The 24,230-nt window shown below is 66.7% G+C and carries 18 protein-coding genes; 6 read left to right on the top strand and 12 right to left on the bottom strand.

The window, feature by feature from the left end:
- Positions 1-3: 3 nt before the first annotated feature.
- Both ACSQ25_RS01560 and ACSQ25_RS01555 read right to left on the bottom strand, forming a co-directional pair.
- On the bottom strand, positions 4-642 hold the full coding sequence (locus tag ACSQ25_RS01560; protein WP_436103956.1) for a CatA-like O-acetyltransferase: 639 nt from the start codon (positions 640-642) through the stop codon (positions 4-6).
- Positions 643-655: 13 nt separating this feature from the next.
- Positions 656-2,119, bottom strand: coding sequence for an APC family permease (locus ACSQ25_RS01555; RefSeq protein WP_436103955.1), 1,464 nt, complete (start codon positions 2,117-2,119; stop codon positions 656-658).
- Positions 2,120-2,366: 247 nt separating this feature from the next.
- Between ACSQ25_RS01555 and ACSQ25_RS01550 the strand changes: the two genes are divergently transcribed.
- Positions 2,367-3,554 carry a globin domain-containing protein gene (locus tag ACSQ25_RS01550; RefSeq protein WP_436103954.1) on the top strand — a complete coding sequence of 396 codons (1,188 nt, stop codon included), beginning with the start codon at positions 2,367-2,369 and terminating at the stop codon, positions 3,552-3,554.
- A 9-nt stretch (positions 3,555-3,563) separates the two neighbouring features.
- Here the strand turns inward: ACSQ25_RS01550 and ACSQ25_RS01545 are convergent, their stop codons facing one another.
- The 10 genes from ACSQ25_RS01545 to ACSQ25_RS01500 all read right to left on the bottom strand — a co-directional run bounded on the left by ACSQ25_RS01545 (position 3,564) and on the right by ACSQ25_RS01500 (position 19,163).
- Entirely contained in the window at positions 3,564-4,442 is an 879-nt protein-coding gene (locus tag ACSQ25_RS01545) for a head GIN domain-containing protein (protein ID WP_436103953.1), read from the bottom strand.
- A gap of 105 nt (positions 4,443-4,547) precedes the next feature.
- Positions 4,548-5,660, bottom strand: coding sequence for an NADH:flavin oxidoreductase/NADH oxidase (locus ACSQ25_RS01540; RefSeq protein ID WP_436103952.1), 1,113 nt, complete (start codon positions 5,658-5,660; stop codon positions 4,548-4,550).
- Between the two features lie 189 nt (positions 5,661-5,849).
- Positions 5,850-6,851: a succinylglutamate desuccinylase gene (locus ACSQ25_RS01535; RefSeq protein WP_436103951.1), complete on the bottom strand. Its 1,002-nt coding sequence runs from the start codon at positions 6,849-6,851 to the stop codon at positions 5,850-5,852.
- Between the two features lie 3 nt (positions 6,852-6,854).
- Positions 6,855-11,564: an NAD-glutamate dehydrogenase domain-containing protein gene (locus ACSQ25_RS01530; protein WP_436103950.1), complete on the bottom strand. Its 4,710-nt coding sequence runs from the start codon at positions 11,562-11,564 to the stop codon at positions 6,855-6,857.
- A gap of 121 nt (positions 11,565-11,685) precedes the next feature.
- Positions 11,686-13,029: an N-succinylarginine dihydrolase gene (astB, locus tag ACSQ25_RS01525; RefSeq protein ID WP_436103949.1), complete on the bottom strand. Its 1,344-nt coding sequence runs from the start codon at positions 13,027-13,029 to the stop codon at positions 11,686-11,688.
- A gap of 5 nt (positions 13,030-13,034) precedes the next feature.
- Complete coding sequence (gene astD, locus ACSQ25_RS01520) at positions 13,035-14,516, bottom strand: succinylglutamate-semialdehyde dehydrogenase (RefSeq protein ID WP_436103948.1); 1,482 nt, start codon at positions 14,514-14,516, stop codon at positions 13,035-13,037.
- Positions 14,509-15,543, bottom strand: a complete 1,035-nt coding sequence (astA, locus tag ACSQ25_RS01515) for an arginine N-succinyltransferase (RefSeq protein WP_436103947.1) — start codon at positions 15,541-15,543, stop codon at positions 14,509-14,511. Before astA ends, astD begins: the two co-directional genes overlap by 8 nt.
- An 11-nt stretch (positions 15,544-15,554) precedes the next feature.
- Positions 15,555-16,583, bottom strand: coding sequence for an arginine N-succinyltransferase (locus tag ACSQ25_RS01510; protein ID WP_436103946.1), 1,029 nt, complete (start codon positions 16,581-16,583; stop codon positions 15,555-15,557).
- 79 nt (positions 16,584-16,662) lie between these two features.
- The gene (locus ACSQ25_RS01505; protein WP_436103945.1) at positions 16,663-17,904 is read right to left on the bottom strand and encodes an acetylornithine/succinyldiaminopimelate transaminase; all 1,242 of its coding nucleotides are present in this window, start codon (positions 17,902-17,904) and stop codon (positions 16,663-16,665) included.
- Between the two features lie 317 nt (positions 17,905-18,221).
- A complete protein-coding gene (locus tag ACSQ25_RS01500) occupies positions 18,222-19,163 on the bottom strand; it encodes a GlxA family transcriptional regulator (RefSeq protein ID WP_436103944.1) in 942 nt (313 codons plus the stop codon).
- Between the two features lie 125 nt (positions 19,164-19,288).
- On the opposite strand from ACSQ25_RS01500, the gene ACSQ25_RS01495 reads away from it, so the two are divergent.
- The 5 genes from ACSQ25_RS01495 (at position 19,289) to ACSQ25_RS01475 (ending at position 24,059) form a co-directional block, all read left to right on the top strand.
- On the top strand, positions 19,289-19,756 hold the full coding sequence (locus ACSQ25_RS01495) for a MarR family winged helix-turn-helix transcriptional regulator (RefSeq protein WP_436103943.1): 468 nt from the start codon (positions 19,289-19,291) through the stop codon (positions 19,754-19,756).
- On the top strand, positions 19,753-20,034 hold the full coding sequence (locus ACSQ25_RS01490) for a hypothetical protein (protein WP_436103942.1): 282 nt from the start codon (positions 19,753-19,755) through the stop codon (positions 20,032-20,034). Before ACSQ25_RS01495 ends, ACSQ25_RS01490 begins: the two co-directional genes overlap by 4 nt.
- 76 nt (positions 20,035-20,110) lie before the next feature.
- Complete coding sequence (locus tag ACSQ25_RS01485; RefSeq protein ID WP_436103941.1) at positions 20,111-20,956, top strand: HDOD domain-containing protein; 846 nt, start codon at positions 20,111-20,113, stop codon at positions 20,954-20,956.
- Between the two features lie 130 nt (positions 20,957-21,086).
- Positions 21,087-23,429 carry a family 43 glycosylhydrolase gene (locus ACSQ25_RS01480; protein WP_436103940.1) on the top strand — a complete coding sequence of 781 codons (2,343 nt, stop codon included), beginning with the start codon at positions 21,087-21,089 and terminating at the stop codon, positions 23,427-23,429.
- 27 nt (positions 23,430-23,456) lie between these two features.
- Positions 23,457-24,059 carry a PEP-CTERM sorting domain-containing protein gene (locus ACSQ25_RS01475; RefSeq protein ID WP_436103939.1) on the top strand — a complete coding sequence of 201 codons (603 nt, stop codon included), beginning with the start codon at positions 23,457-23,459 and terminating at the stop codon, positions 24,057-24,059.
- Positions 24,060-24,230: the final 171 nt, after the last annotated feature.

The following is a 24,230-nucleotide window of genomic DNA, read 5'->3' as shown; positions in this document are numbered from 1 at the left end:
GGATCAGCACATCATCGCTTCCAGCTCGGCCGCGATCTGCTGCGCCAGCTGGTGGATGTGGAAGCCGTCGACGAAGCCGTGGTGGGCCTGCACCGAGAACGGCAGCTCGAGGCGGCCGTGTGCGCCATCCCTGAATTTCCCCCACGCGAACGAAGGAATGTCCGGCTGCGCCAGCGAGGCGCTCGGATGCTGGATCGAGGTGAAGGCCAGCCAGGGGATGCAGGTGACGAAAACCTGCTCCCTGGCCTCGCGCGGCGTCCTGGCGGCGTATTCCATGTTCAGGGCCGCCATGCTGCTCGCCTGCTCGCGCGCAGCGATGCCGCGTGCGACGAACTCGCGCAAGTCGTCCGACCAGTCGAACTGGGCGAAGTTCAGGTCATTGTGCTGGTTGACCACCGTGAAGGACGGGATCAGGCGGTCGATGCGGATCACGTCGCCGTCCAGGATGCGGTAGCGGAAGTTCTCGACCTTCAGCACCGCGCGCAGCACGGCGCACAGCAGCACGTGGAAAGGCGCCAGGCCCTGTTCCTTGCACCAGGGCCGGAAGTCCGGCAAGTCGAGCGGGAAGCAGATGTTGACCGCGGCGCTCTCCATCGCATCGAACAATGCGAAGCGGTCGCGCCGCCTTTCGAAATTCTCCAATCCGGTACTCCGCTTACTGCGCCTTGTTCAGGCGGCTGTGGCGCACGCTGTACAGGAAGTAGGTCGCCACCGCCACGCCCATCCAGATGAAGAATACGCGGAAGGTGGCCGGCGACAGGTCCTTCATGATGTACAGGCAGGCCAGCACCGACAGGCCGGGGATCACGTAAGGGCCGAAGGGCACGCGGAAGTTGCCTGGCTCGCCGCGGCCCTGCTTGGCGCGGATCACCGGCACCGCGATCGACACCACGATGAAGGCGGTCAGCGTGCCCATGCTCACCATGTCCCACAGGAAGGTGGCGTCGACCAGGCCGGCCACCGCGCCCACCACGAGGCAGACGATGATGGTGTTGCTGACCGGGGCCAGGGTACGCTTGTTCACCTTCTGGAAGGTCTTCGGGATCAGGCCGTCGCGGCTGATCGCATACAGGATGCGGGTCTGGCCGTAGATCGTCACCAGGGTCACCGAGAACACCGACACCACCGCGCCGAGCGACAGCACCAGGGCCGGCCAGGCCTGGCCGGTGACGTTCTGCAGGATCACCGACAGGCCGGCTTCCTGGCCCGCGAACATGCGCGCGGGCTGGGCGCCCATCGCGGCGAAGGCCACCAGCAGGTAGAACACGGTCACGATCAGCAGCGCGGCCAGGATCCCGATCGGCACGTTGCGGCGCGGGTTGTTGGTTTCCTCGCCGGCGGTGGCGATGGTGTCCAGGCCGATGAAGGAGAAGAACACGGTGCCCGCGGCGGCGGTCACGCCGGCCATGCCCACGTAGCCGCTGTCGGGGTCGGGGCTGAAGAAAGGCGTGAAATTGGCGGCGTCGAAGCCGGTGAAGGCGATCACCGAGAAGAAGATCAGGATCGCCAGCTTGACCAGCACCATGATGGCGTTGGTGGTCGCCGATTCCTTGGTACCGCGGATCAGCAGGATGCAGCACATCGCCACCAGGATCACCGGCGGCAGGTTGAAGTTGCCCGGGTTGAAGTGGACGTTGTGGTGGTCCGACACGAACATCGGCGAACGCAGCTGCGCCGGGATCTCCCAGCCGAAGGCGTTCACCAGGAAGTTGTTCAGGTAGTCCGACCAGCCGATCGCCACCGCGCTTCCGGCCAGACCGTACTCGAGCAGCAGGCAGGCCGCCACGATGAAGGCGGCGAACTCGCCGACGGTCGCATAGGCGAAGGAATACGAGGAACCTGCGGCGGGAACGCGGCCCGCCAGCTCGGCGTAGCACAGCGCGGTCAGGCCGGCGGTGAGGGCGGCCAGCAGGAAGGACAGGATAACGGCCGGACCGGCCTTCGGCACCGCCTCGACCATGGTGAAGAAGATACCGGTGCCGATGGTGGCGCCGACCCCGATCATCGTCAACGGAAACAGGCTGAGCGAGCGTTGCAGGCCACCGCCGGTGCTGCTGTCTTCATGGTGACGTTCAGCCTGTTTGGTACGAATCAGCTTTTGGCCCAGGGTCAGATTCACGGCAAGTCCTTTGGTGGCGCGGCCTGTCGCAGCGCGGTTTGTCTCGGTTCGGCTGCTTGATAGAGCGCCAATCAAACCAGCGATTATAGGGGTTTTGAGTTCTCGCAATAAAAATGTTTGCTCAAAGATGCATTTGCTCAGCATCTTTTGGTAGAATGCTTGCGTCCGCACGGATCAGCCCATCCAGTCCGGACCATTTTTTCAGCTTTAAACATGCATTGTCTATGCATCTATTAAGGAAAACACCATGATCTCGAGCGCTTCCCGCCCCTACATCGACGCCTCCGTCCCCGTCCTGCGCGAGCACGGCCTGGCCATCACCCCTACCTTCTACCGCAGCATGTTCGCGGCCCATCCGGAGCTGACGAAGCTGTTCAACATGGGTAACCAGGCCAGCGGCGCGCAGCAGCAATCGCTGGCGTCGGCGGTGTTCGCGTATGCCGCCAACATCGGCAACGCCGCGGCGCTCGGCCCGGTGGTGAGCCGCATCGTGCACAAGCACGCCTCGGTGGGCATCCGTGCCGACCACTACCCGATCGTCGGCCACCACCTGCTCGGCGCGATCAAGACCGTGCTGGGCGATGCCGCCACCGAGCCGCTATTGAAAGCCTGGGAAGAAGCCTATACCTCGCTGGCGCGCCTGCTGATCGATGCGGAAGCGAAGATGTACGAAGAGGCCGGCGTGCAGCCGGGCGAGACCCGCGCGATGCGCGTGACGGAAGTGGTGCGCGAGAGCGACAACGTGATCTCGATCCGCTTTGTCCCGCTCGACGGCGGCGCCCTGCCGGCCTTCAAGGCCGGCCAGTACGTGAGCGTGGCGGTGGACTTCAAGGACGGCCGTCGCCAGCTGCGCCAGTACAGCCTGTCGGATGCGAACGGCAAGGACAGCCTGCGTATCTCGGTCAAACGCGAGGATGGCGGCGCCCACCCGGCCGGCGAGGTCTCGACCTGGCTGCACGACAATGTCAACGTGGACGACGTGCTGCACGTGACCCATCCGTTCGGCGACTTCCTGCCGGATACCGAATCGAACGAGCCGGTGGTGCTGCTGTCGGCCGGCGTCGGCATCACGCCGATGATCGCGGCGCTGAACCGCATCGCGATGGTGAATCCGGAACGCCGCGTGATCTTCGCCCATGCCGCCCGCAACGCGGCCCACCACGCGCATCAGGCTGATGTCGCCGCCGCCCAGGCGCGCATGCCGCACCTGCACGTGCTGAGCTTCCACGAGGAAGGCGAGCTGCCGGGTGTATTGAAAGGGAAGATGGACCTGGAGCGCCTGCCGTCGTGGCCGCGTACCGAGACCGAGGTCTACATGTGCGGCCCGCTGCCCTTCATGCAGGCCCAGTGGAACGCCCTGCTGGCGGCAGGTGCCCCCGCAAGCCGCCTGCACCGCGAGGTGTTCGGTCCGGACCTGCTGGACAACCTGCTGTAACTCCCCCCATCAATCCAGCAGGTGCACGTTACGGCCCGTGACGCTGCTCCTGGCTGGATGCCCGTACACCCGGATACCGCCCGACCCGCCGCCGTGCGCAATCAGCGATTGCTTGACGGTGGCGCGGATCCCGCCCGAACCGTCGGCCGCCAGGTCGGCGTCCTGGGTCGACAGGCCCGCCAGGTCGACGCTGCCCGAGCCCGCGACGCGCGCGTTCAGCGAACGCACCGCGCCGCCGGCCTGCAGCACGCCCGAACCGGCCACCGAGACGCGCGCATAGTCGCCGCGGATCTCGCCGATGTTCATGCGACCCGAACCCGCCAGGCTCAGGTCCGCGCTGGCACTGCGCAGCTCACCCGCATCGAGGACGCCCGAACCGCTCACGCGCGCCTGCAGGCTGTCGACCTTCCCTGCCAGCCGCACCTGTCCCGAACCGCTCTTGCGCACCGCCAGCGGTGCGCCGTCCAGGCCCGACACCACCACCTGGCCCGAGCCCGAGGCGCGTACCTCGGTCAGGCGCGGGGTGGTGTAGACGATCCGTACCGGCGTCTTGCTGCGCAGGCTGCGCTCGTTGGCGATCTTCAGCGTATTGCCGCTCGCCTCGGTGCGGATATAGGGCAGCAGGTTACCGTCGGCTTCGACCAGCAGCGAGGGCGCCGGGCCGACGCGCACCTCGACCTGCATCGAACCGCTCACTTCCAGCTCACCGTGCGCAGCCACCTGGCGCTGGTCGCGCGCCGCAATGCCGTCGCCCTCGACCGCGCTGTCGCTGAACACCGTCCGCATGCGCACGTCGCCGTCGTTCGGCGACACGATGATGGCGCAGCCGCCCAGGGAGGCGAGTGCGGCGACGGCAGCGAGGGCAAGTAAGGCACGTGGCGTACGCATGGCGGGAATCCTTTGTGGTGGTTGAAGCTGCGACTGTAACAAGCCCTCCATCCCGCCGCCCTCCCCGTGCGACAGGCTGCAGGAAATGCTCCCTGAACTGCGCTCCTATCCCACACGCATACTGCCGAACAGCTCCTTGTGTTCACGCGGCTGCGAGCGCCAGTACTGGGGCGGCGCGGCCACCTGGGCGCCCAGCTCGGCCGCCGCATGCCAGGGCCAGCGCGGGTCGTACAGCATGGCGCGCGCCAGGCCGATCAAGTCGGCCTGGCCCTGCTGCAGGATGCTTTCCGCGTGCTGCGCTTCGGTGATCAGGCCCACGCCGATGGTCGGCATGCCGGTCTCGCGCTTGATGCGCTCGGCGAACTCGACCTGATAGCCCGGCTTGACCGGGATCTTCTGCAGCGGCGACAGGCCGCCGGTGGAGACGTGGATGAAGTCGCAAGCGCGCGCCTTGAGCGCCTGGGCGAAGCGCAGGCTCTGCTCGATCTCCCAAGCGCCTTCGACCCAGTCGGTGGCCGAAATGCGCATGCCCACCGCCATCTCGCGCGGCACGGCGGCGCGCACGGCCTCGAAGACCTCGAGCGGGAAGCGCATGCGGTTCTCGAGTGAACCGCCGTACTCGTCGTCACGGGTATTCGACAGCGGCGACAGGAACTGGTGCAGCAGGTAGCCGTGGGCGGCATGCAGCTCGATGCCGTCGAGACCGAGCGCGTGGGCGCGGACGGCGGCGGCGACGAACGCTTCCTTGACGCGCACCAGGCCCTCGGTCTCGAGCGCCAGCGGCGCGACCTCGTCCTGCCCGTGCGCCAGGGCGGACGGCGCGACGCTCTGCCAGCCGCGTGGCTGGTCGGGAGCGATCTGGGCGCCGCCTTCCCACGGCACCTGGGTCGAGGCCTTGCGGCCGGCGTGGGCCAGCTGGATGGCGATCTTGATGGGCGAATGGCGGCGCATGGCGCGGATGACGGGAGCCAGCGCTTCCTGGTGGGCGTCGGACCACAGGCCCAGGTCGTCCGGAGAGATGCGGCCATGCGGCGTGACGGCCGTCGCTTCGATGATGAGCAGGCCGGCGCCGGACAGGGCCAGGTTACCGAGATGAATCATGTGCCAGTCGGTCGGCAGGCCGTCGACGGCAGAGTACTGGCACATCGGCGCGATGGCGATGCGGTTGGGGAGTTGCAGGGGCCCCAGGCTGACTGGGGAGAAAAGCATGCTGCTCATGAAGCCTCCGCTTGTTCGGGCAAAGGCTTCAGTCTAGTGCAGTGGTAATTTTGATGCTGCGACGTTGGTGAGGAACTTGGATCCCCGCCTGCGCGGGGAGGCATGGCCGCCGGTGGCGGGCATGACGGTCTTAAAGCCAACACAATAAATACGTCGTTCCCGCGCAGGCGGGAACCTAAGTTTGCTTGATCAGCCAATCCGCGTGACCATCAGCCCCGCACGCAAACCAACCCTGACATCCGGATTCGGAAACACCACCAGCTCCTCGTCGTGCTCCACACGGTACACCGTGTCCCCATCCGTCGCGATCACCTCACCCTTCTTCATCGGCGTGAAGTTCCAGGTCTCGCGCCCCACCGACATGCTGAAGGCATCCGACAGCTTGATCACCTGGCGCGCCGTCGCGAACACGTGCGGCGCCGCCCTGGCCGGCAGGCCGGGCAAGCCACGCAGCAGACGGTCGAGCGCTGCGGAAGCATCGGCGAACTGCGACAGGTCGTTCTGCCCCAGCGTCCCGACCCGCCCCAGCTCCACGGTGCTGCCCGCGGCGCCATGGTGCTCCGCGGAGTAGTAACTATAGGTGCCCACCGACTTCGGATTCATGATGACGGCGCCGATCGCCGCCTGCCCCAGCCAGTCGATCAGCGCCTTGCGCGGCGCATCGGGAATGATCTCGGGCACGATCGCGAACATCGGATAGTGCGAGGGCCGGATCGCCGTGTGCAGGTCGAGATGCCAGCGCTGCGGCCCCGCACCCTCGAAGAAGGCGCAGGTGGCGGCGATGAGCGCGTCGGCCCGCGCCGCTTCGAAAGCAGAGGCCAGCGAACCGCGGTCGGCACGGAACATGCGGTTCAGGTCCGCATCGATGAAGCGTTTGCCGGCCGCGATCGCGTCGATGTTCCCGACGCAGAGCATCAGGTCCACCGCCAGTTCTCGCGGCGTGCGCGACAGGGCTTCGAGCAGCCAGGCCACCATCTCGATGGGCCCGGTCTCGTCGCCATGCACGCCCACCGACACCAGCACGGCGGGACGCTGCCGATCCTGCGCAGCGCCTTTCACCGTGATGATGCCGGGCGCCGGCAGGCCGACCGTGAAGCCGGCCTCCGCGAAGCGCTGCGCGACCGCGCCGAAGTCGGCTTCGGCCAGGGCGCGCACCGCTTCCGGCAGCGCAGGGTTTGCGGCTGCGCTCATACCTTATGCAGCCAGACGGTCCGGGCTCGAACCTTCCGACAGCGCCCAGACGTCGAGCATGGCCTGCTCGAGCTCGACCGGCTGTGCGAAGCCGGTCAGGCCGCGCGCCTTGGTGACTTCGCCAACGGCTGCCAGCGGGTCGCCGCCCATGCCGGCACGCTCGATCACCTGCAGCAGCAGGCGCTGCTGGGTGCGGCGCAGGGCCTGCATCGCGTAGTTGCGCAGCTGTTCCTGCGACTTGCTCTGCGCCGGCAGCTTGAGGCCGCGCTCGAGCGTGTCGATGCCGGCCTGCTGGCGCAGCGCCATGCCGACCTGCAGGAACTGGGCCAGGCTCATGCCGCTCGGACGCTGCACCGACACCGCTGCGAACAGGAAGGTGGCCAGCGACTCGATGGTCTCGACCGCCTTCCAGGCCGCGGTGAACGAGGCCGGCAGGCCGCTGTGGCCATCGGCTTCCGAACGGGCCGGGGTCAGGCTGCGCAGCTGGTCGGCCTGGCCGAACAGCGTGGACAGCTCGGCCATGCCGTCGGTGCCGGCCGGGAGCGACAGCACGCCTTCGATCACGGCGCGCAGCAGCGCACGGGTACGCGCGTCGACCGCCATCGAGACGTCACGCGGCACTTTCAGCGCATCGGCGTCGAGCGCGTCGAACACAGGCGCCAGGTGCAGCGCCGACCAGGCGCGCGCCCAGCCCTTCACTACTTCGGTTTCCTCGACGCGGTGCTCGGCGGCCAGGTCGCGCAGCATCAGCGGACCGCAGCGGTTGACCGCTTCGTTGGCCAGCACGGTTGCCAGGATGGCGTTCGCCAGCGGATGGTTCAGCGGGTTGCGGGTGGCGACCAGCTGGGCCGGGAAGTAAGGACGCAGCAGCGACTCGGCCCAGGATTCGCTCGTCAGGTCGAGCGCCGACAGGGTGCGCTTGAAGCGGTTCTTCACGTTGGCGATGACCACCGCCAGTTCCGGCGCGCTCAAGCCCAGGCCCAGGGCCTTGCGGCGCTGCAGTTCGGTGTCGCTCGGCAGCTGCTCCAGTTCGCGGTTGACCGCGCCTTCCGATTCCAGGTTGGTGATCAGGGCGGCGTAGCCGTCCACCACCGAAGCCGTGGTTTGCGCCTGTGCTTCGCGGGTCAGCAGGTGGGTCTGCAGGGTGTTGTCGCGCAGGACCAGGTCTTCCACGGCGCCGGTCATTTCGTTCAGCACACGGTTGCGGTCGGCTTCCGGCAGCTCGCCGGCATTGACTTCGGTGTCCAGCCAGATCTTGATGTTGACTTCGTGGTCGGAGCAGTCCACGCCCGCCGAGTTGTCGATCGCATCGGTGAAGATGCGGCCGCCGGCCAGGGCGAATTCGATACGGCCGGCCTGGGTCGCGCCCAGGTTGCCGCCTTCGGCCACCACCTTGCAGCGCAGTTCGTTGCCGTTGACGCGGATGCGGTCATTGGCGCGGTCCTTCACCTGCGCATGGGTTTCATTGGACGACTTGATGTAGGTACCGATGCCGCCGTTGTAGAACAGGTCCACCGGCGCCAGCAGGATGCGGTGCATCAGCTCTTCCGGCGTCAGCGCGGTTTCCTTGATATCCAGCGCTGCACGGACTTCCGGGGTCAGCTCGATCGAGCGTGCGGTGCGCGGGAACACGCCGCCGCCCTGCGAGATCAGGCCCTTGTCGTAGTCTTCCCACGAGGAGCGCGGCAGCGCGAACATGCGCTGGCGCTCCTTGAACGATGCTTCGACGTCCGGGGTCGGATCCAGGAAGATGTGGCGGTGGTCGAAGGCTGCCAGCACTTTCAGCTGGCGCGACAACAGCACGCCGTTGCCGAACACGTCGCCCGACATGTCGCCCACGCCGACCATGGTCACCGGGGTGGTGCTCATGTCGTGGCCCAGTTCATAGAAGTGGCGCTTGACCGCTTCGAAGGCGCCCTTGGCGGTGATGCCCATCTTCTTGTGGTCGTAGCCGTTCGAGCCGCCCGATGCGAAGGCGTCGCCCAGCCAGAAGCCGCGCTTGACGGCGATGCTGTTGGCGATGTCCGAGAAGGTCGCGGTGCCCTTGTCGGCGGCCACCACCAGGTAAGGATCGTCCTGGTCGTGGCGCACGGTGTTTTCCGGCGGGACGATGGAACCGCGTACGCGGTTGTCGGTCACTTCCAGCAGGCTGGCGATGAACTCGCGGTAGCATGCTTCGCCTTCGGCCGCCACCACTTCACGCGCGGCGCCGGTCGGCATCTGCTTGCACACGAAACCGCCCTTCGAGCCGGCCGGCACGATGACGGCGTTCTTCACCATCTGCGCCTTCACCAGGCCCAGCACTTCGGTGCGGTAGTCTTCCATGCGGTCCGACCAGCGCAGGCCGCCGCGGGCGACCGGGCCGCCGCGCAGGTGCACGCCTTCGAAGCGGCGCGAGAACACGTAGATCTCGCGGTACGGACGCGGTTCCGGCGCCAGCGCCAGGTTGCTGGTGTCGACCTTGAAGATGATCTTCTCGCCGTCGTTCTGGAAGTAATTGGTGCGCACGGTGGCCAGGGCCAGGTCGACCAGGGCCGCCATGATCTCTTCGGTGTCGGCGTGGTTCACGGTCGACAGGCCGGCCTTCAGGGCGGCCAGCTTGGCGGTCCCTAGACCGTGCTCGGAGTCGCCGACCTTTGGATCGAAGCGCAGCAGGAAACCGGTGACGAAATCCTTCACCAGGGCCGGCTGGGTGCGCAGGGTCTCGGCCATGTAGCGCACCGAGAACTTGGAGCCGAGCTGGCGCCAGTAGCTGATGTAGGCGCGCACCAGCTGCACTTCGCGCATCGACAGGCCGCCTTCGATGGTCAGGCCGTTCATGCGGCCGTCTTCGGCGTTGTTGTTGAACAGCGCGGTGAACAGTTCTTCGGCCACCGGGATGACGCCCGGCTTGACCAGCTTGGCGCCGCTTTCGTCGTCCACCGCCAGCGCGGTGACGTGATGGCGGGCGCCGTCGGTGGTGGTGAACGACCAGGTCTGCTCGCGGTCCACGGCAATGCCCGCGTTCTGCAGGGCCGGCAGGATGCGCGACAGCGAAGGTACGACCTCTCCCGAGTACAGGCGGATCGAAGCGTCGATGCCGTTGGCGTCGTCGCCCGGTTCGACGCGTGCGACGACACGGTCCGGCTGGCCGTTCTTCAGCAGGGCCTGCAGGTCGCGGAAGGCGGTTTCCGGCGCGGTGTTGGTGACGAAGGAGACCGGCAGGTTGGCGCCGAGCTTGCGCAAGCTGCTACGCAGACCGGCGTCTTCGATGGTGTTGGTGACGGCGGCGAAGCGGTCATGCCAGCCGTCCAGCACCGCCAGCAGCGGCTGCTGGATGTCGGTTTCGAGGTCGAGCGGGTAGCGGGCGGCGTGCGCGATCAGGTACACGCGGGCCAGCGGGCCGTCGGCCACCAGGGTCTGCACGCGCACTTCGCGCGCGCCCGAGCTGTCCTTCAGGGCCGAGGCCAGGCTGGACGCCACCGCGGCGCTGTAGCGCTCGCGCGGCAGGTAGACCAGCACGTTCAGGTGGCGCGCATACACGTCGCGGCGCGCGAAGACTTTCGGGCGCGGCTGCTTGTACATCGACACCACCGAGCTGCACACCTGGGCCAGCCATTCCGGATCGGCTTCCAGCGCTTCGGTGCGCGGCAGCGATTCGAGGATCTCGACGAATTTCTCGGCGCGGAAGCCTTCCTGGCGCACGCCGGCGATCGACAGCACCTTGGCGACGCGGCCGCGCGCGAACGGCAGGCGCGCCAGCGGGGTCGAGGTGGCGGCGCGGGTGAACAGGCCGACGAAGCAGTGCTCGCCCAGGATCTTGCCCTGGGCGTCGGTGTTGCGCACGCCGATGAAGTCGAGCGGCTGGTCGCGGTGCAGGGTGCCTTCGACGTCGGCCTTGACGATCGACAGGGTGTCGGCACGGCGCGACAGGGTTTCGAAGTCGCCCGGGATGTTGGCCAGGCAGGTGCCGTAGACCGGGTGGGTGGTGTCCTGCAGCACGCCGATGCGGCTCGGGATGTCGCGCTCGAGTTCACGCGCGCCTTCCTTCACCACGTAATAGGCGTAGCCGAAGGGCTCGAAGCCCTCGTTCTTGGCCCACTCGAGGAAGGCGGCCACTTCCTGGCCTTCCGGGGTGCCGCCGTTGGCGGCTGCGGCGGCCACCGCGGTCATGCGGTCGGCCAGCTTGACTGCGTCGCGGTGCACGGTGGCGGCATCGTTGGCGACCATGCGGATGCGCGCGGTCAGGGCGTCGAGTTCGGCGAATTCGAGTTCGTCGCTCATCAGGATCAGGACGATCGATTCCAGCGGCGCGCCGGCTTCGCCGACGGCGGTCGCCAGGCCGTTGGCGTCACGGCGCACCGGCAGCACGGCGTTCATCACGCCGGCCGCGGTCTGGCGCTCCTTGCGCAGGGCCATGACGAAGGAGTCGACCAGGTAAGGCATGTCGTCGTTCAGGATCAGCAGCGCGGTGGCCATGCCGCCACGTCCGTCGGAGTAGCGCATCTGCGCGATCTGGCAGCCAGGGCCGCTGCGCTGGGCCAGCTGCGAGAAACCTTCCCACAGCACCGGCGCCAGGCTCTCGGGCGCGGTGCCGGCCAGGTCTTCGTCGTCGAGGGATCCGAGCCAGGCGCTGATGAGCGCGCCCACCTGCGCATTGGCGCCGGCGGCGGACTGGTTTGCGTTGACCAGCGTGAGCGTCTGGCTGCGCAAATCTTGAGGCATGTCTTTCATGGTTGCTTCTCCAAAGTTTGTGTGCCGGGGCGCGCTCTTGCTTGTGGCTTCGCGCCGCCCTGGCTTTATATGGACGGGGGTGTCCCGTCCGAATCCGTTATTAAAACATGCCCGCCGGGTCTTACGACAGGTCGTACAGGCCCGGCAGGCCGAGGATGCGTTCGAGTTCCTCGAGCGCCGTCATGCATTCGATCGCGAGCTGCGGGTCGGCCAGGTCCTTCGGCTCGATGCGGTCGCGGTAGTGCTTCTCCACCCAGGCGGTCAGCTGCACGTACAGGGCTTCGGTCATGATCACGTCGCCGTGCATCGCCTGCGCCTCGTCCTCGGTCAGGGCCACGCGCAGGCGCAGGCAGGCCGGCCCGCCGCCGTTGCGCATGCTCTGGCGCAGGTCGAATTCCAGCAGCTCGTCGATCGGGCCGTCGCCGGCCACCATCCCGGCCAGGTAGCGCGACACCGCCTCGTTCTCGCGGCATTCGTGCGGCACCACCAGCGCCATGCGGCCATCCGGCCGGGTGAGCAGCTGGCTGTTGAACAGGTAGCTGGCCACGGCATCGGCCACCGGCACCTGGCCCGTCGCGACGCGCACCGGCACCAGGTCGGTATCGACGGCGCCCAGGGCGCGGCGCAGCGCGTCCAGCGTGCCCGCTTCGTCGACGAAGGCCTGGTCATGGTAGAACAGCACGTTGCCGTTGCCGACCGAGATCACGTCGTTGTGGAACACGCCCTGGTCGATCACGTCCGGATTCTGGAAGGCGAACACGGTGCGCGCCGCATCCAGGCCGTGCAGGCGGGCGACCGCCTGCGAGGCTTCCAGGGTCTGGCGCGCCGGGTACTTTTTCGGGGCCGGAGCCGAGGGATCGAACTCGGCGCGGCCGACCACGAAGAATTCCACGCCGGCCGCGCCATGCGCTGCGGCGAAACGGGTGTGGTTGGCGGCGCCCTCGTCGCCGAAGGCCGGCACCGGCGGCAGCGCGTCATGCACCACGAAGCGGCTGCTGTCGCCGAAGATGGCGCGCAGTGTGCGGGTGGCCTGCACGTACTCTTCCGAGCGGTGCAGCTTGTTGTTCAGGTTCGCCGGCGTGAAGTGCACGCGGCCGTCGGCGGTGTCGGCCGAGGGGCTGACGGTGGCCGCGTTGGCGGTCCACATCGGCGCCGCGGAATACGCGCAGGCCAGGATCACGGGCGCTTCGCGGAAGGCGCGCGCCAGCACATCGGCGTCGGTGCCCGAAAAGCCGATGCGGCGCAGCAGGCGGAAGTTCGGACGCGCCTGCGGCGGCATCACGGCCTGGGCGTAGCCGCGCGCGGCCAGTTCGCGCATCTTGGCCAGGCCCTGCAGGGCGGCCTGGCGCGGGTTGGAGGCGCTGCGCACGTTGCTGAACGAGGCGACGTTGCCGAACGAGAGACCGGCGTAATTGTGGGACGGGCCAACCAGGCCGTCGAAGTTGTATTCGCGGGCAGTACGCATGGGTCTCAGAAGGTCAGGCCGGGCGACAGCTTGGCCGGCAGTTCGAGTTCCGCCGTCTCGATCGAAGCGACCGGGTAGGCGCAGTAATCGGCGGCATAGTAGGCGCTCGGGCGGTGGTTGCCCGATTTGCCGACGCCGCCGAAGGGGGCCGAGCTGGCCGCGCCGGTGGTCGGGCGGTTCCAGTTGACGATGCCGGCGCGGGCACGCACCGAAAAGCGCTTCCACAGTTCCTCGGACGGCGACAGCAGGGCCGCGGCCAGGCCGTATTCGGTGGCGTTGGCCACGCGCAGGGCCTGGTCGAAGTCCTTCACCCGGATCACCTGGAGCAGCGGGCCGAACCACTCTTCGTCCGGGATGCCTTGCGCATCGGTGGTGTCGACGATGCCGGCGGTGACGAAACCTGCGTTCGGGTCGGGCTGCTTCATTTGCAGCAGCACCTTGCCGCCCTTGGCGGCCATGTCGGCCTGCGCCTCGACCAGGCGGGCGGCGACGGCTGCCGAGACCACCGGGCCCATGAAGGGCTGCGGCTCGGCCTTCGAAGGGCCAGGCTGCAGGGTAGCCGCGATTTTTACCAATCGGTCAAGGAAGGCCTGTCCCGCCGGCGTATCTTGAATAACCAGGCGGCGCGCGCAGGTGCAGCGCTGGCCGGCCGAGATGAAGGCCGACATCACGGTGTGGTGCACGGCGGCGTCCAGCAATGTGGGATCGGTCGGGATGTCCCACACCACCAGCGGGTTGTTGCCGCCCATTTCCAGCGCCAGCATCTTGCCCGGCTTGCCGCCGAACTGCTTGTGCAGGGCGATGCCGGTCTGGCTGCTGCCGGTGAACAGGATGCCGTCGATGCCTGGGTCCTGGCCGAGCGCCACGCCGGTGTCGCGGCCGCCGTTCACCAGGTTCAGCACGCCCTTCGGCAGGCCGGCCTGTTCCCACAGCTGCACGGTCTTCACCGCGGTGCGCGGCGCATACTCGCTCGGCTTGAAGACCACGGTGTTCCCGGCGATCAGGGCCGGCACGATGTGGCCGTTCGGCAGGTGGCCCGGGAAGTTGTAGGGGCCGTAGACCGCGAACACGCCGTGCGGGCGGTGGCGCAGCACGGCATTGCCGTCGGCGACCTTGCTTGCTGTTTCGCCGGTGCGGGCGCCATGGGACTGGACCGAGATGTCGATCTTGTTGGCCATGGTGGCCACTTCGGTACGCGCTTCCCACAGGGGCTTGCCGACTTCCTCGGCGATGATCGACGCCAGTTCCTCGCTGTGCTCCTTCAGCAGGTCGCGGAAGCGCGTGGCCACCAGAATGCGCTCTTCCAGCGGCGTCAGCGCCCAGGATTCGAAGCTGGCGCGCGCCGCGGCGGCGGCACGTGCGACATCTTCCGCCGTGGAGGCATTGCTGGTCCAGGTCTGGTTTCCGGTGGACGGATCGATGGTGACCAGCTCCAGGCCACTGCCGGCGAGCCACTCGCCGCCGATGTAGTTCGAGAGATTAGGCATTCGCGTTCTTCCTTGTGTTGAGGGGCAGCGTGCGTACTTCGTCGCCGGCCTGCACGTGCAGCTGCGACAGCTCCTGGGCCGACAGCGCGATGCGGGTGGCGCCGGGCACGGCACGGGTCAGGATCATGCGGAAATCGGTGAGCTTGGTGTTCGATACCAAGAGGTGTTCAGTCTCGCCTTCGTGGCTTCCTTCCTCGGCGACCGCCAGCACGCTGTCGCGCACCGCGCGCAGCTCGGACACGCGGCCCTGCAGCACCGGGCCGGCGTCGAAGATGTCGACGTAGCCTTCGTAGTACATGCCTTCGTTTTCCAGCAGCTTGCGCGCCGGCAGGGTCGAGGTGTGGACCTTGCCGATGACGTCGCGCGCCGACTCCGGCAGGTAGTCCACGTACAGGGGCTGGCGCGGCATCAGTTCGGCGATGAAGGACTTCTTGCCGAGTGCGGTGAGGCCGTCGACGTGGTCGAAGTCCATCTTGAAGAAGTGGCGGCCCAGGCCTTCGTAGAAGGGCGAGCTGCCGTTCTCGTCCTGGTAGCCGCGCATTTCGGCGATGATCTTCTCGGTGAACAGCTGCTGGAACTGGGCGATGAACAGGAAGCGGCTCTTCGACAGCCACTTGCCGTTGAAGCCGGCGCGGTACTGCGGCAGCAGGAACAGCGAGCACAGTTCCGACGAGCCGGTCAGGTCGTTCGACAGGTACAGGGTTTCCATCCGCGTGAACACGTTCAGTTCGCGGCTGCTGTGCACCAGGGTGCCGATGCGGTAGTTGTAGAAGGGCTCGGTGAGGCCGACCGCGCCCTTGATCGCGCACACGCCGGCGATGCGCGCATCTTCGGTGTGCTCGAGCACGAACATGTAGTCGCGCTGCTCGGGCGGAATGCTCTGGTTGAAGGAGGCCACCGCGGTCGCGACGCGGTCGCCCAGCATCTTGCGGTCGGGTTTCAGCGTGGTCATGCCGCTGCCGGCCTGGCGCGCCATCTCGATCAGGGCGTCCAGGTCGTCGGTGTTCACTGCACGGATTACGAGCATCGGGTCCTCTCTCAGATGCGCACGCAGGTGACGCTGTCGCCCGCGGAAACACCCAGCGCCTGCTGGGCTTCGCGCGGCAGGCAGATTGCCTGGCCCGACTCGGCCGGCGGGCAGGCGGCGATGACGGCGCGGAAGTGTTGTTCGCTGCTGGCCACTGCGTAAGTCACCATCTCGTCGGCGCCTGCCGCGCGGCCGGCGTTCTCGACCTGGCGCACCTGCGAGGCGCAGAACGAGCGCAGGGCGTTCTTGTGGGCCTGCAGGATCGGGCCGCCGTCGAAGATGTCGATGTACTCGTCGGCCTCGAAGCCCTCTTGCGTGAGCAGCTGGAAGGCCAGCTGGCCGCTCGGGTGGATCTGGCCGAGCGCAGCCTGGGCGTCGCCCGGCAGCAGCGGCACGTAGACCGGGTAGTGCGGCATCAGCTCGACGATCATGGTGCGGTTGCGGGCGCCGTCGATGACGCGCTCGGCGTCGAGGAAGTCCATCTTGAAGAACTTGCGGCCCAGCGCATTCCAGAAAGGCGACTGGCCGTCGCTGTCGGTGACGCCGGCCAGCGGCACGAAGAAGCGGTCGCCGAAGCGCTGCGGCGCCAGCACGGCGTACAGCAGGCGCGCACGCGACAGCAGGGCCGCCTCGGTGCCGGCATTGTCGCGGTTGCGGACGTAGAAGCCCGACAGGTGCGAGTAGGCCGTCAGTTCCGAGCACAGGGTCAGCGCGTGCACGCTGTGGCTGATGTTCAGGTCGCGCGAGACCTGCTGGATCACGTCGTTGCGGAAGGCGAAATAGGTGCCGTTCGAACCGGCCGAGGCGTGGATCGACGAGGTGCCGACCACGTCGCGGGTACGCAGGTCCTCGAGCACGAACTGGTACGACTCCTCGCTCGGGATGTCGACGTGGGCGGCGAACGAGGCGATGGAGCGCTCGACCGCCGCGACGATGGCTTCGCGCGTGCGCGGCAGCGTGTGCACGCCGGGGATCGACACCGCCCCCAATGCCTCGAGGGCGCCGATATCTCCGCGTTCAACCGGTCGGACTACATACATGCGAACTCCTGGAAAGAGATCAACTCAAACAGCGAGGCCGGCACACCCGTGGAGGTGTGCCGGCCGGGATCGCACGGGCTTACGCGGCGAGGAAGGCCTCGACGGCTTCGCGCATCAGGCGGTCCGCTTCCGCGATCTGTTCGTCCGACACCACCAGGGCCGGCGCCAGGCGTACCACGTCCGGGCCGGCGATCAGCAGCATCAGGCCGAGCTTTTCGCAGATCTTGGTGTAGTCCTTGGCGCGGCCCTTGAAGTCGCCGGCCATCGGCAGGCCAATCAGGAGACCCAGGCCGCGCGGCTTGCCGAACAGCTGCGGATAGTCGCCGGCCAGCTTTTCGAGGTTGGCAAAGATCTTGCTGCTGGCTTCACGCACGCGTGCCAGGAAGCTCGGCTGGTTGATGGTCTCGACGACCTTCAGGCCGACGGTGCCGGCCAGCGGGTTGCCGCCGTAGGTGGTGCCGTGCGAGCCGACGTTCAGGTGCAGGCCGATTTCCTCGGTGGTCAGCATGGCGCCGATCGGGTAGCCGTTGCCCAGGGCCTTGGCCGAGGTCAGGATGTCCGGGGTGACGCCGGTGTCCATATAGGCGTAGAAGGCGCCGGTGCGGCCGACGCCCGACTGCACTTCGTCGAACACCAGCAGCGCGCCGGTCTGGTCGCAGAGTTCGCGCAGGGCCTTCAGGTAGGCGTGGTCGCCCGGGATCACGCCGCCCTCGCCCTGGATCGGCTCGACGATCACGGCGGCGACGTCGTCGGTGATGGCGGCGCGCGCGGCTTCGATGTCGTTGTACGGGATGTGGTTGATTTCCTGCGGCAGCGGCTCGAAGCCTTCGGTGTACTTCGGCTGGCCGCCCACCGAGACGGTGAACAGGGTACGGCCGTGGAAGGACGACAGGCAGGACACGATGCGCGACTTGTGCGCGCCGAACTTGGTGTGCGCGTACTTGCGGGCCAGCTTCAGGGCCGCTTCATTGGCTTCGGCGCCCGAATTGCAGAAGAAGGCGCGGTCGGCGAAGGTAGCTTCGGTCAGGGCGCGGCCCAGGCGCAGCACCGGCTCGTTGGTGTAGCCGTTGCCGAGGTGCCAGAGGGTGTTGATCTGCTCGGTCACCGCCGCCACGACGGCCGGGTTGCAATGGCCCAGGCTCGAGACGGCGATGCCCGAGGTGAAGTCCAGGTAACGCTTGCCTTCCTGGTCCCACACGTCCAGGCCCGCGGCGCGCACCGGCACCATGGCGGCCGGGGCGTAGGTCGGGACGAGGACTTCGTCGAAGGTCTGCCGGGTGACAGGCCGCGTGGTGACACCGGAATCAAGGTTTGCGTTCATGGCTTCTTCCTCATCAATAGTCGGTTGGTGCGCGGACGGTGCAGCGCAGGTTCGAGCCATTATAGAAAGCCACCCTGACAAGTTCTTGCAGAAGTGCGACAGGGATTTTCGTTTTTAGTCGGAGAAATATTGCGGGAATGGCAAGCTGCATCTCCGGTAGCCACCGGCGCGTCGTACCGGCGGAGGCCGGTACCTAAGTTTGCGTGCTCCGAGGTACTGCCAGCGTTCTCACTGCTCTACGGAATTGGATCCCGGCCTTCGCCGGGATGACGCTCTTACGCAGGTGGCCGCAAACATAAGTTGCAGGTATTCCATCTCTACTGCCCCAACTTGCGTTGCCGCTCTTCCCTTGGCGTATTCCCGAAAAGCGCCCCAAACGCCGTGGAAAAATGCGAGCCCGACGAGAACCCGCACATCAGCCCCACCTGCACGATCGAATAATTGGTGTCGAGCAGCAGCTTGCGCGCCCGCTGCAGGCGCAATTCGAGGTAGTAGCGCGAGGGCAGGCTGCCGAGGTATTGCTTGAACAGGCGCTCCAGCTGGCGCCGCGAGATGCCGGCCAGGCCGGCGATCTCGTCGGTCGAGAGCGGTTCTTCGATGTTGGCCTCCATCAAGGCCACCGCCTCGGTCAGCTTCGGCTGCAGGGTGCCGAAACGGGCCTGCAGCGCCACCCGCTGGCGCTCGTCCTTGCCGCGCACGCGGTCCACGCACAGGATTTCCTTCACCTGCGCCTGCACCGCCGCGCCGAACAGCATCTCGATCAGGGTCAGGGCGAAGTCGATGCTGGCCGCGCCGCCGCAGCAGGTCAGGCGGTTGCGGTCGAATTCGAAGAGATTCGGTGTGAACAGGGCCTGCTCGGCCAGCGCATTGGTGTCCGGATACAGGGCCCAGGGCAGCGCGGTCCGCACGCCGTGCAGCGCCCCGGCATCGGCCAGCCACAGCACGCCGGCGCCGACGCCGCCCCAGAACGGCGCCGCGCGGCAGCGCTCGACCAGGACGCGGCAGTTGGCGGGCTTGAGCGCCGCTTCGGCCTCGTCGGCCACCAGCAGCACCAGGTGCCAGTGGCGCTGGGAATCGGCAGTGAACTTGTCGGGGCTGCGCACGTCGACGTGCAGCAGCTCGGGCCCCAGCAGCTTGGCCGCCAGGCGCAAGGGCTGGACCAGGCCGGACCAGGTCAGCATGTCCGGCTCGCCCGCGTTCACCAGCAACACGCGCAGCGGACGCTCCTGTGCCAGTTGGGACAGGTCAGCAGGCGGCATCGGGATGGATCGGCGGTGTCATCAAGGTGGAATGATACCGGAGATAATGATCCGGGACCGATCATGCCCGTCCCGGGGACGCATGTCGATCCGGCAAAACCGCGCCGGCCAGCTATAATCCGCCCATGGGGGAACGATATCTAAAGAGTGTCCGGCTGCTGGCCGAGTGCATGCAGGGCTTCGAGCGTTTTTCCGGCGAATCGGTGCGCCAGCATGGGCTGACGCACGCACAGTTCGATATCATTGCCACGCTGGGCAACACGCCCGGCATGAGCTACAAGGAGCTCGGCGAGCGCACCCTGATCACCAAGGGCACACTCACCGGCGTCATCGAACGGCTGGAACAGAAAGGCCTCGTGGTGCGCGAACGCAGCAGCGACGACAAGCGCTCCTTCTTCGTGCGCCTCACGCCCGCGGGCGAAGCCGTATTCGGCGACGTGTTCCCCAAGGTGGTGGCGCACGGCAAGCAGCTGTTCGCGCACTACGGCGATGCCGACTTCGACGCCCTGGAAAACGTCTTGCGCAGGCTGCGCGACCAGATCGCCGCCGGCAGTCTTCCTCCCCAATCACCACAAGCAAAGGAATTGCCTTGAAAACATCCCTCATCGAAGGCAAAAAGCCTGCCCATTTCGACAAGCACATCATCGGCAACATCCTGCTCGATGTCGCGCCGCTGGACGAAGTCAAACAGGAAGCCATGCTGATCGGCGTGCGCAACGAAGCCGGCGAGATCTACCGCCTCATCGGTGCAACCAAGCTCAACAGTTTCATGAACGCAAGCGAAGAGCTGCTCGACCTCGGCCTGGTAGACGAACTGCAGGACCTCGAAGAGCAGAAGGAAGGCTGCGACGCCATCTTCAGCGAACCTTGAGCTGGCTCAAACCTTAGAAAAATTCCACAAGGCAATTTTTCTAAACTTGACAAGGGGATGGGGGTATAATTTTTCGATGGACCGACTCTCCGCACTCAAGAGCATCGCCGCCCAGGCCAGCCGCGGCGAACTCAGCTTTCCGACGAACGTCGACGCGACGCTCAAGCTGCAGCGCGCGCTCAACGAGCCCGACTGCCACGCCGACATGGCGGCGCGCCTGGTGCAGGCCGAACCCCTGCTCGCCGCACGCACGGTGGCGATCGCCAATTCGGTGGCCTACAACCGTGCCGGACACGACGTCACCAACGTCCGCGCGGCGGTCCAGCGCGTCGGCTTCCGTACGCTCGGCGCACTGGCCGCCTCCGTCATCGTGCGCCAGCTGGCCAGCGAAATCAGCGACCCCGGCCTGCGCGCCAAGGCCGATGCGCTCTGGATCCACTCGGCCCACGTGGCCGCGCTGGCCCAGGTGATCGCGCGCCGCGTTTCCTTCGTCGACCCCGAAACCGCGATGTTCGCCGGCATCGTGCACGAAGTCGGCGGCTTCTACCTGCTCTCGCGCGCCGAGGAATTCCCCGGCCTGCTCGACGATGATGCCGGGAACAGCGCCGACGAATGGATCGAGCATGGCGAAGTGGCGATCGGCCGCGGCGTGCTGATCAAGCTCGGCGTGCCGGTGCCGGTGATGGGCGCCATCGAAGCCCTGTGGAACGGCATGCGCGCGCTGCCGCCGGAAACCCTGGGCGACACCCTGCTGCTTGCCAACGACCTGGCGCCCTTCCCGTCCCCGCTGCACGAGCGTCCGGGCGCCACCACCCTGGCTTCCGCCGCCACCATCGACTTCACGGTCGGCGAAGGCACCCTGGCCCAGGTCCTCGCCGAATCGGCCGAGGAAGTGAAGAGCCTCACCGCCGCCCTGCTCTGAGCGGCTCTGCAGTCGATACCGATACCGGTATCGACTGCCGTATTAATCTCATTAGTAAATAAGCACAAACGTCTTCAAGCTTTGTATGCACCGTTCATACGGCATAACAAAAAGCTCACGGAGACATGCAATGAAGAACACCCTCGCGCTGTGGGGGATGGGGGCGCTGTTGGCCTCATCCCTGGTTTCCCCGAACGCCGCCGCCCAGGCCGGATTCACGCCCATCACCTTCAAGAACGCGTCCGTCCACGACCCGTCGGTGGTCAAGTCGGGCGACACGTACTACGTCTTCGGCTCCCACCTCGCTGCCGCGAAGTCCACCGACCTGATGAACTGGCAGCAGGTCAGCGACGGCGTCAGCGCGACCAATCCCCTGTTCCTGAATGGCGCGGCCAACGTGTTCACGGAACTGTCCGAAACCTTCGCCTGGGCACAATCGAATACCCTGTGGGCGGCGGACGTCAGGCAGCTGGCCGACGGCAAGTTCTACATGTACTACAACGCCTGCAAGGGCGATTCTCCCCGCTCCGCCCTCGGCATTGCCGTGGCCGACCGCATCGAAGGGCCGTATGTCGACAAGGGCATCATCCTGCGCTCCGGCATGTGGGGGCAGACCAGCCACGACGGCACGGTGTATGACGCCCTGAAGCATCCGAATGCGGTCGACCCGCATGTATTTTCGGACAATGCGGGCCGCCTGTGGATGATCTACGGCTCGTATTCGGGCGGGATCTTCATCATGCAGATGAACCCGAGTAACGGCATGCCCTTGCCCGGCCAGGGCTACGGCAAGCGCCTCATCGGCGGCAACCACAGCCGCATCGAAGGGGCCTTCGTGATGTACAGCCCGGCCACCTCCTACTACTACATGTTCACCTCCTTCGGTGGCCTGGATGCGAATGGCGGCTACAACATGCGGGTGGCGCGCTCGCTCAATCCGAATGGCCCCTACCTGGATGCCCAGGGCAATGACATGGCCAATGTCAGGTCGGATCCAGCCAAGCCGCTGTTCGACGACGCCTCGATCGCGCCCTACGGCGTCAAGCTGATGGGGAACTACCTGTTCGAGCGCAAGCTGGGCGAGGCCGGCACCGGCATCGGCACCGGCTACGTGTCGCCCGGCCATAACTCGGCCTATTACGATGCCGCGACCGGCAAGCATTTCCTGGTGTTCCATGCGCGCTTCCCCGAGCGCGGCGAACAGCACGAGATCCGGGTGCACCAGATGTTCATGAATGCCGACGGCTGGCCGGTCGTCGCGCCCTACCGCTACGCGAAAGAGAATCTCAACCTGGTGCGCCGCGAGTTCGTGATCGGCGACTACCTGTTCGTCAACCATGGCAAGGATATCTCTGCCGCCGTCAAGAAGTCGCAGCCGATCACACTGAACATCAATGGTTCGGTGAGCGGCGCGGTGACGGGCAGCTGGCTGCTTACCGGCACCAACAGGGTCGAACTGCGCCTCGCCGGCTCGCCCTCGCCTTACAAGGGCGTGTTCCTGAGCCAGTGGGACGAGACCTCGAAAAGCTATGTCATGACCCTGTCGGCCCTGTCGCACGAAGGGGTGGCGGTGTTCGGCAGCCGTTTGATTCCGCGCACCGACGCGCAGGTGGTGAATGCGATCTATGCAGAGCTCAGCCTGGGCAATACCGCGGCGGTGAGCGCCAACCTGAACTTGCCGACCTCGGCGGCGCGCGGCGCGACCATCGCCTGGACGTCCTCGCATCCGGCCATCGTCAGCAACACCGGGGTCGTCACCCCTGCCACCACCGACGTCACCGTGACCCTCACTGCGCGGATCAGCAAGGGCACGGCCAGCGCCGTGAAGAGCTTCGCCGTCACGGTGCGCAAGGCCGGCGGCCTGCTGGCGCATTACCCCTTCGACGGCAACCTGCTCGACGCCAGCGGCGCAGCGGCGCCGGGCAGCGTGGTCGGCAACCGGCTCGACGTGGCTGGAGGCAGCATCGGCTATGAAGCGGGCGCCAAGGGCAATGCCGCGGTCTTCAACGGCGCCAGCGGCATCCGCCTGCCGAACGGCCTGATCACGACCAACAACTACACGGTCGCGCTCTGGCTCAAGCCGGCGCAATTGACGCCGTTCACGACCACCTTCTTCGGCGCCCGGACGGCCGACTCGTGGATCAGCTTGCTGCCGATGGGGCATGAGTTCGTCAACGGCGCGTCCATGCTGTGGTCGGGGACGGCTTGGTACGACGCGGGGCTGGGCATGAACCTGCCGGTCGGCCGCTGGTCGCACCTGGCCTTCACGGTCAGGAACGGTGCCGTCAATGTCTACGTGGATGGAGTAAGGCGCTTCAGCGGCAGCAACTTCCCGAACGTGTTCACCACGACGAGCGGCGTATTCGCGCTGGGTGTGAACTGGTGGGATACGCCCTATAAAGGGTCGATGGATGAGCTGCGCATCTATGGCAGCGCCTTGAGCGATGCCGACGTCGCGGCCCTGGCCCGTTGAGCAAGCACTTACTTCAAGGACTAGCACATGAAAACTATTGCCTTCTCCCTGATGCTGTTGCTGGCCTCGGCGGGCGCTTCCGCCGGCGTGATCGGCTTCGACGACCTGCCGGGTGACGAAACCGAAGCGATCGCCAACGGCTACCAGGGCTTCGACTGGGACAATGTCGGCGCCATCCGGGCCGATGCCTATCCCGACAGCGGCTACGCCGCCGGCACGGTCTCGTTCGCGAACACCGCCTTCAACCGCGACGGCGGCATTGCCGCGATCTCGAAGGCGGGCGGCTTCAACTTTGCCGGCGCCTTCTTCACCTCCGCCTGGCTCGAGCAGGAACTGGCCTTCGACGGCTGGCGCGATGGCCAGCTGCTGTATTCCACCACGGCGTCCTACGTGGTCGATACGATCGCGCCGGTGTGGATCGGGCTCGGCTGGTCGGGGATCGATACGCTCGTCATCTACAACAGCAGCGGCACGCAATGGGCCATGGATGACTTCACGGTGCCGGAGCCGGCCATGCTCGGCCTGTTCGCCACTGCCCTGGCGGCCTTGGCGATGTCGCGCAGGAGTGAAGCCCGCAAAAAAAATGCCCGCTCAGGGAGCGGGCAAAGTCCAAAACTAGGGATGTCCTGAAAGAGACGCTTCCACTATAAGGTCCGCCCGGGGCCGCTTCCGTGCGCTGATTCACACAGAACGCGATCCCGGGCGCAGCGGCAAAAAAAAACCCGCTCAGCGAGAGCGGGTGAAGTCCAAAACTAGGGATGTCCTGAAAGAGACGGTTCCACTATAAGCCTTCACTGGTCC

This window comes from Massilia sp. LjRoot122, from assembly GCF_964252725.1.
In the GTDB taxonomy this organism is placed as follows: Bacteria; Pseudomonadota; Gammaproteobacteria; order Burkholderiales; family Burkholderiaceae_D; genus Telluria.
This window is presented reverse-complemented; position numbering and strand designations above follow the sequence as displayed.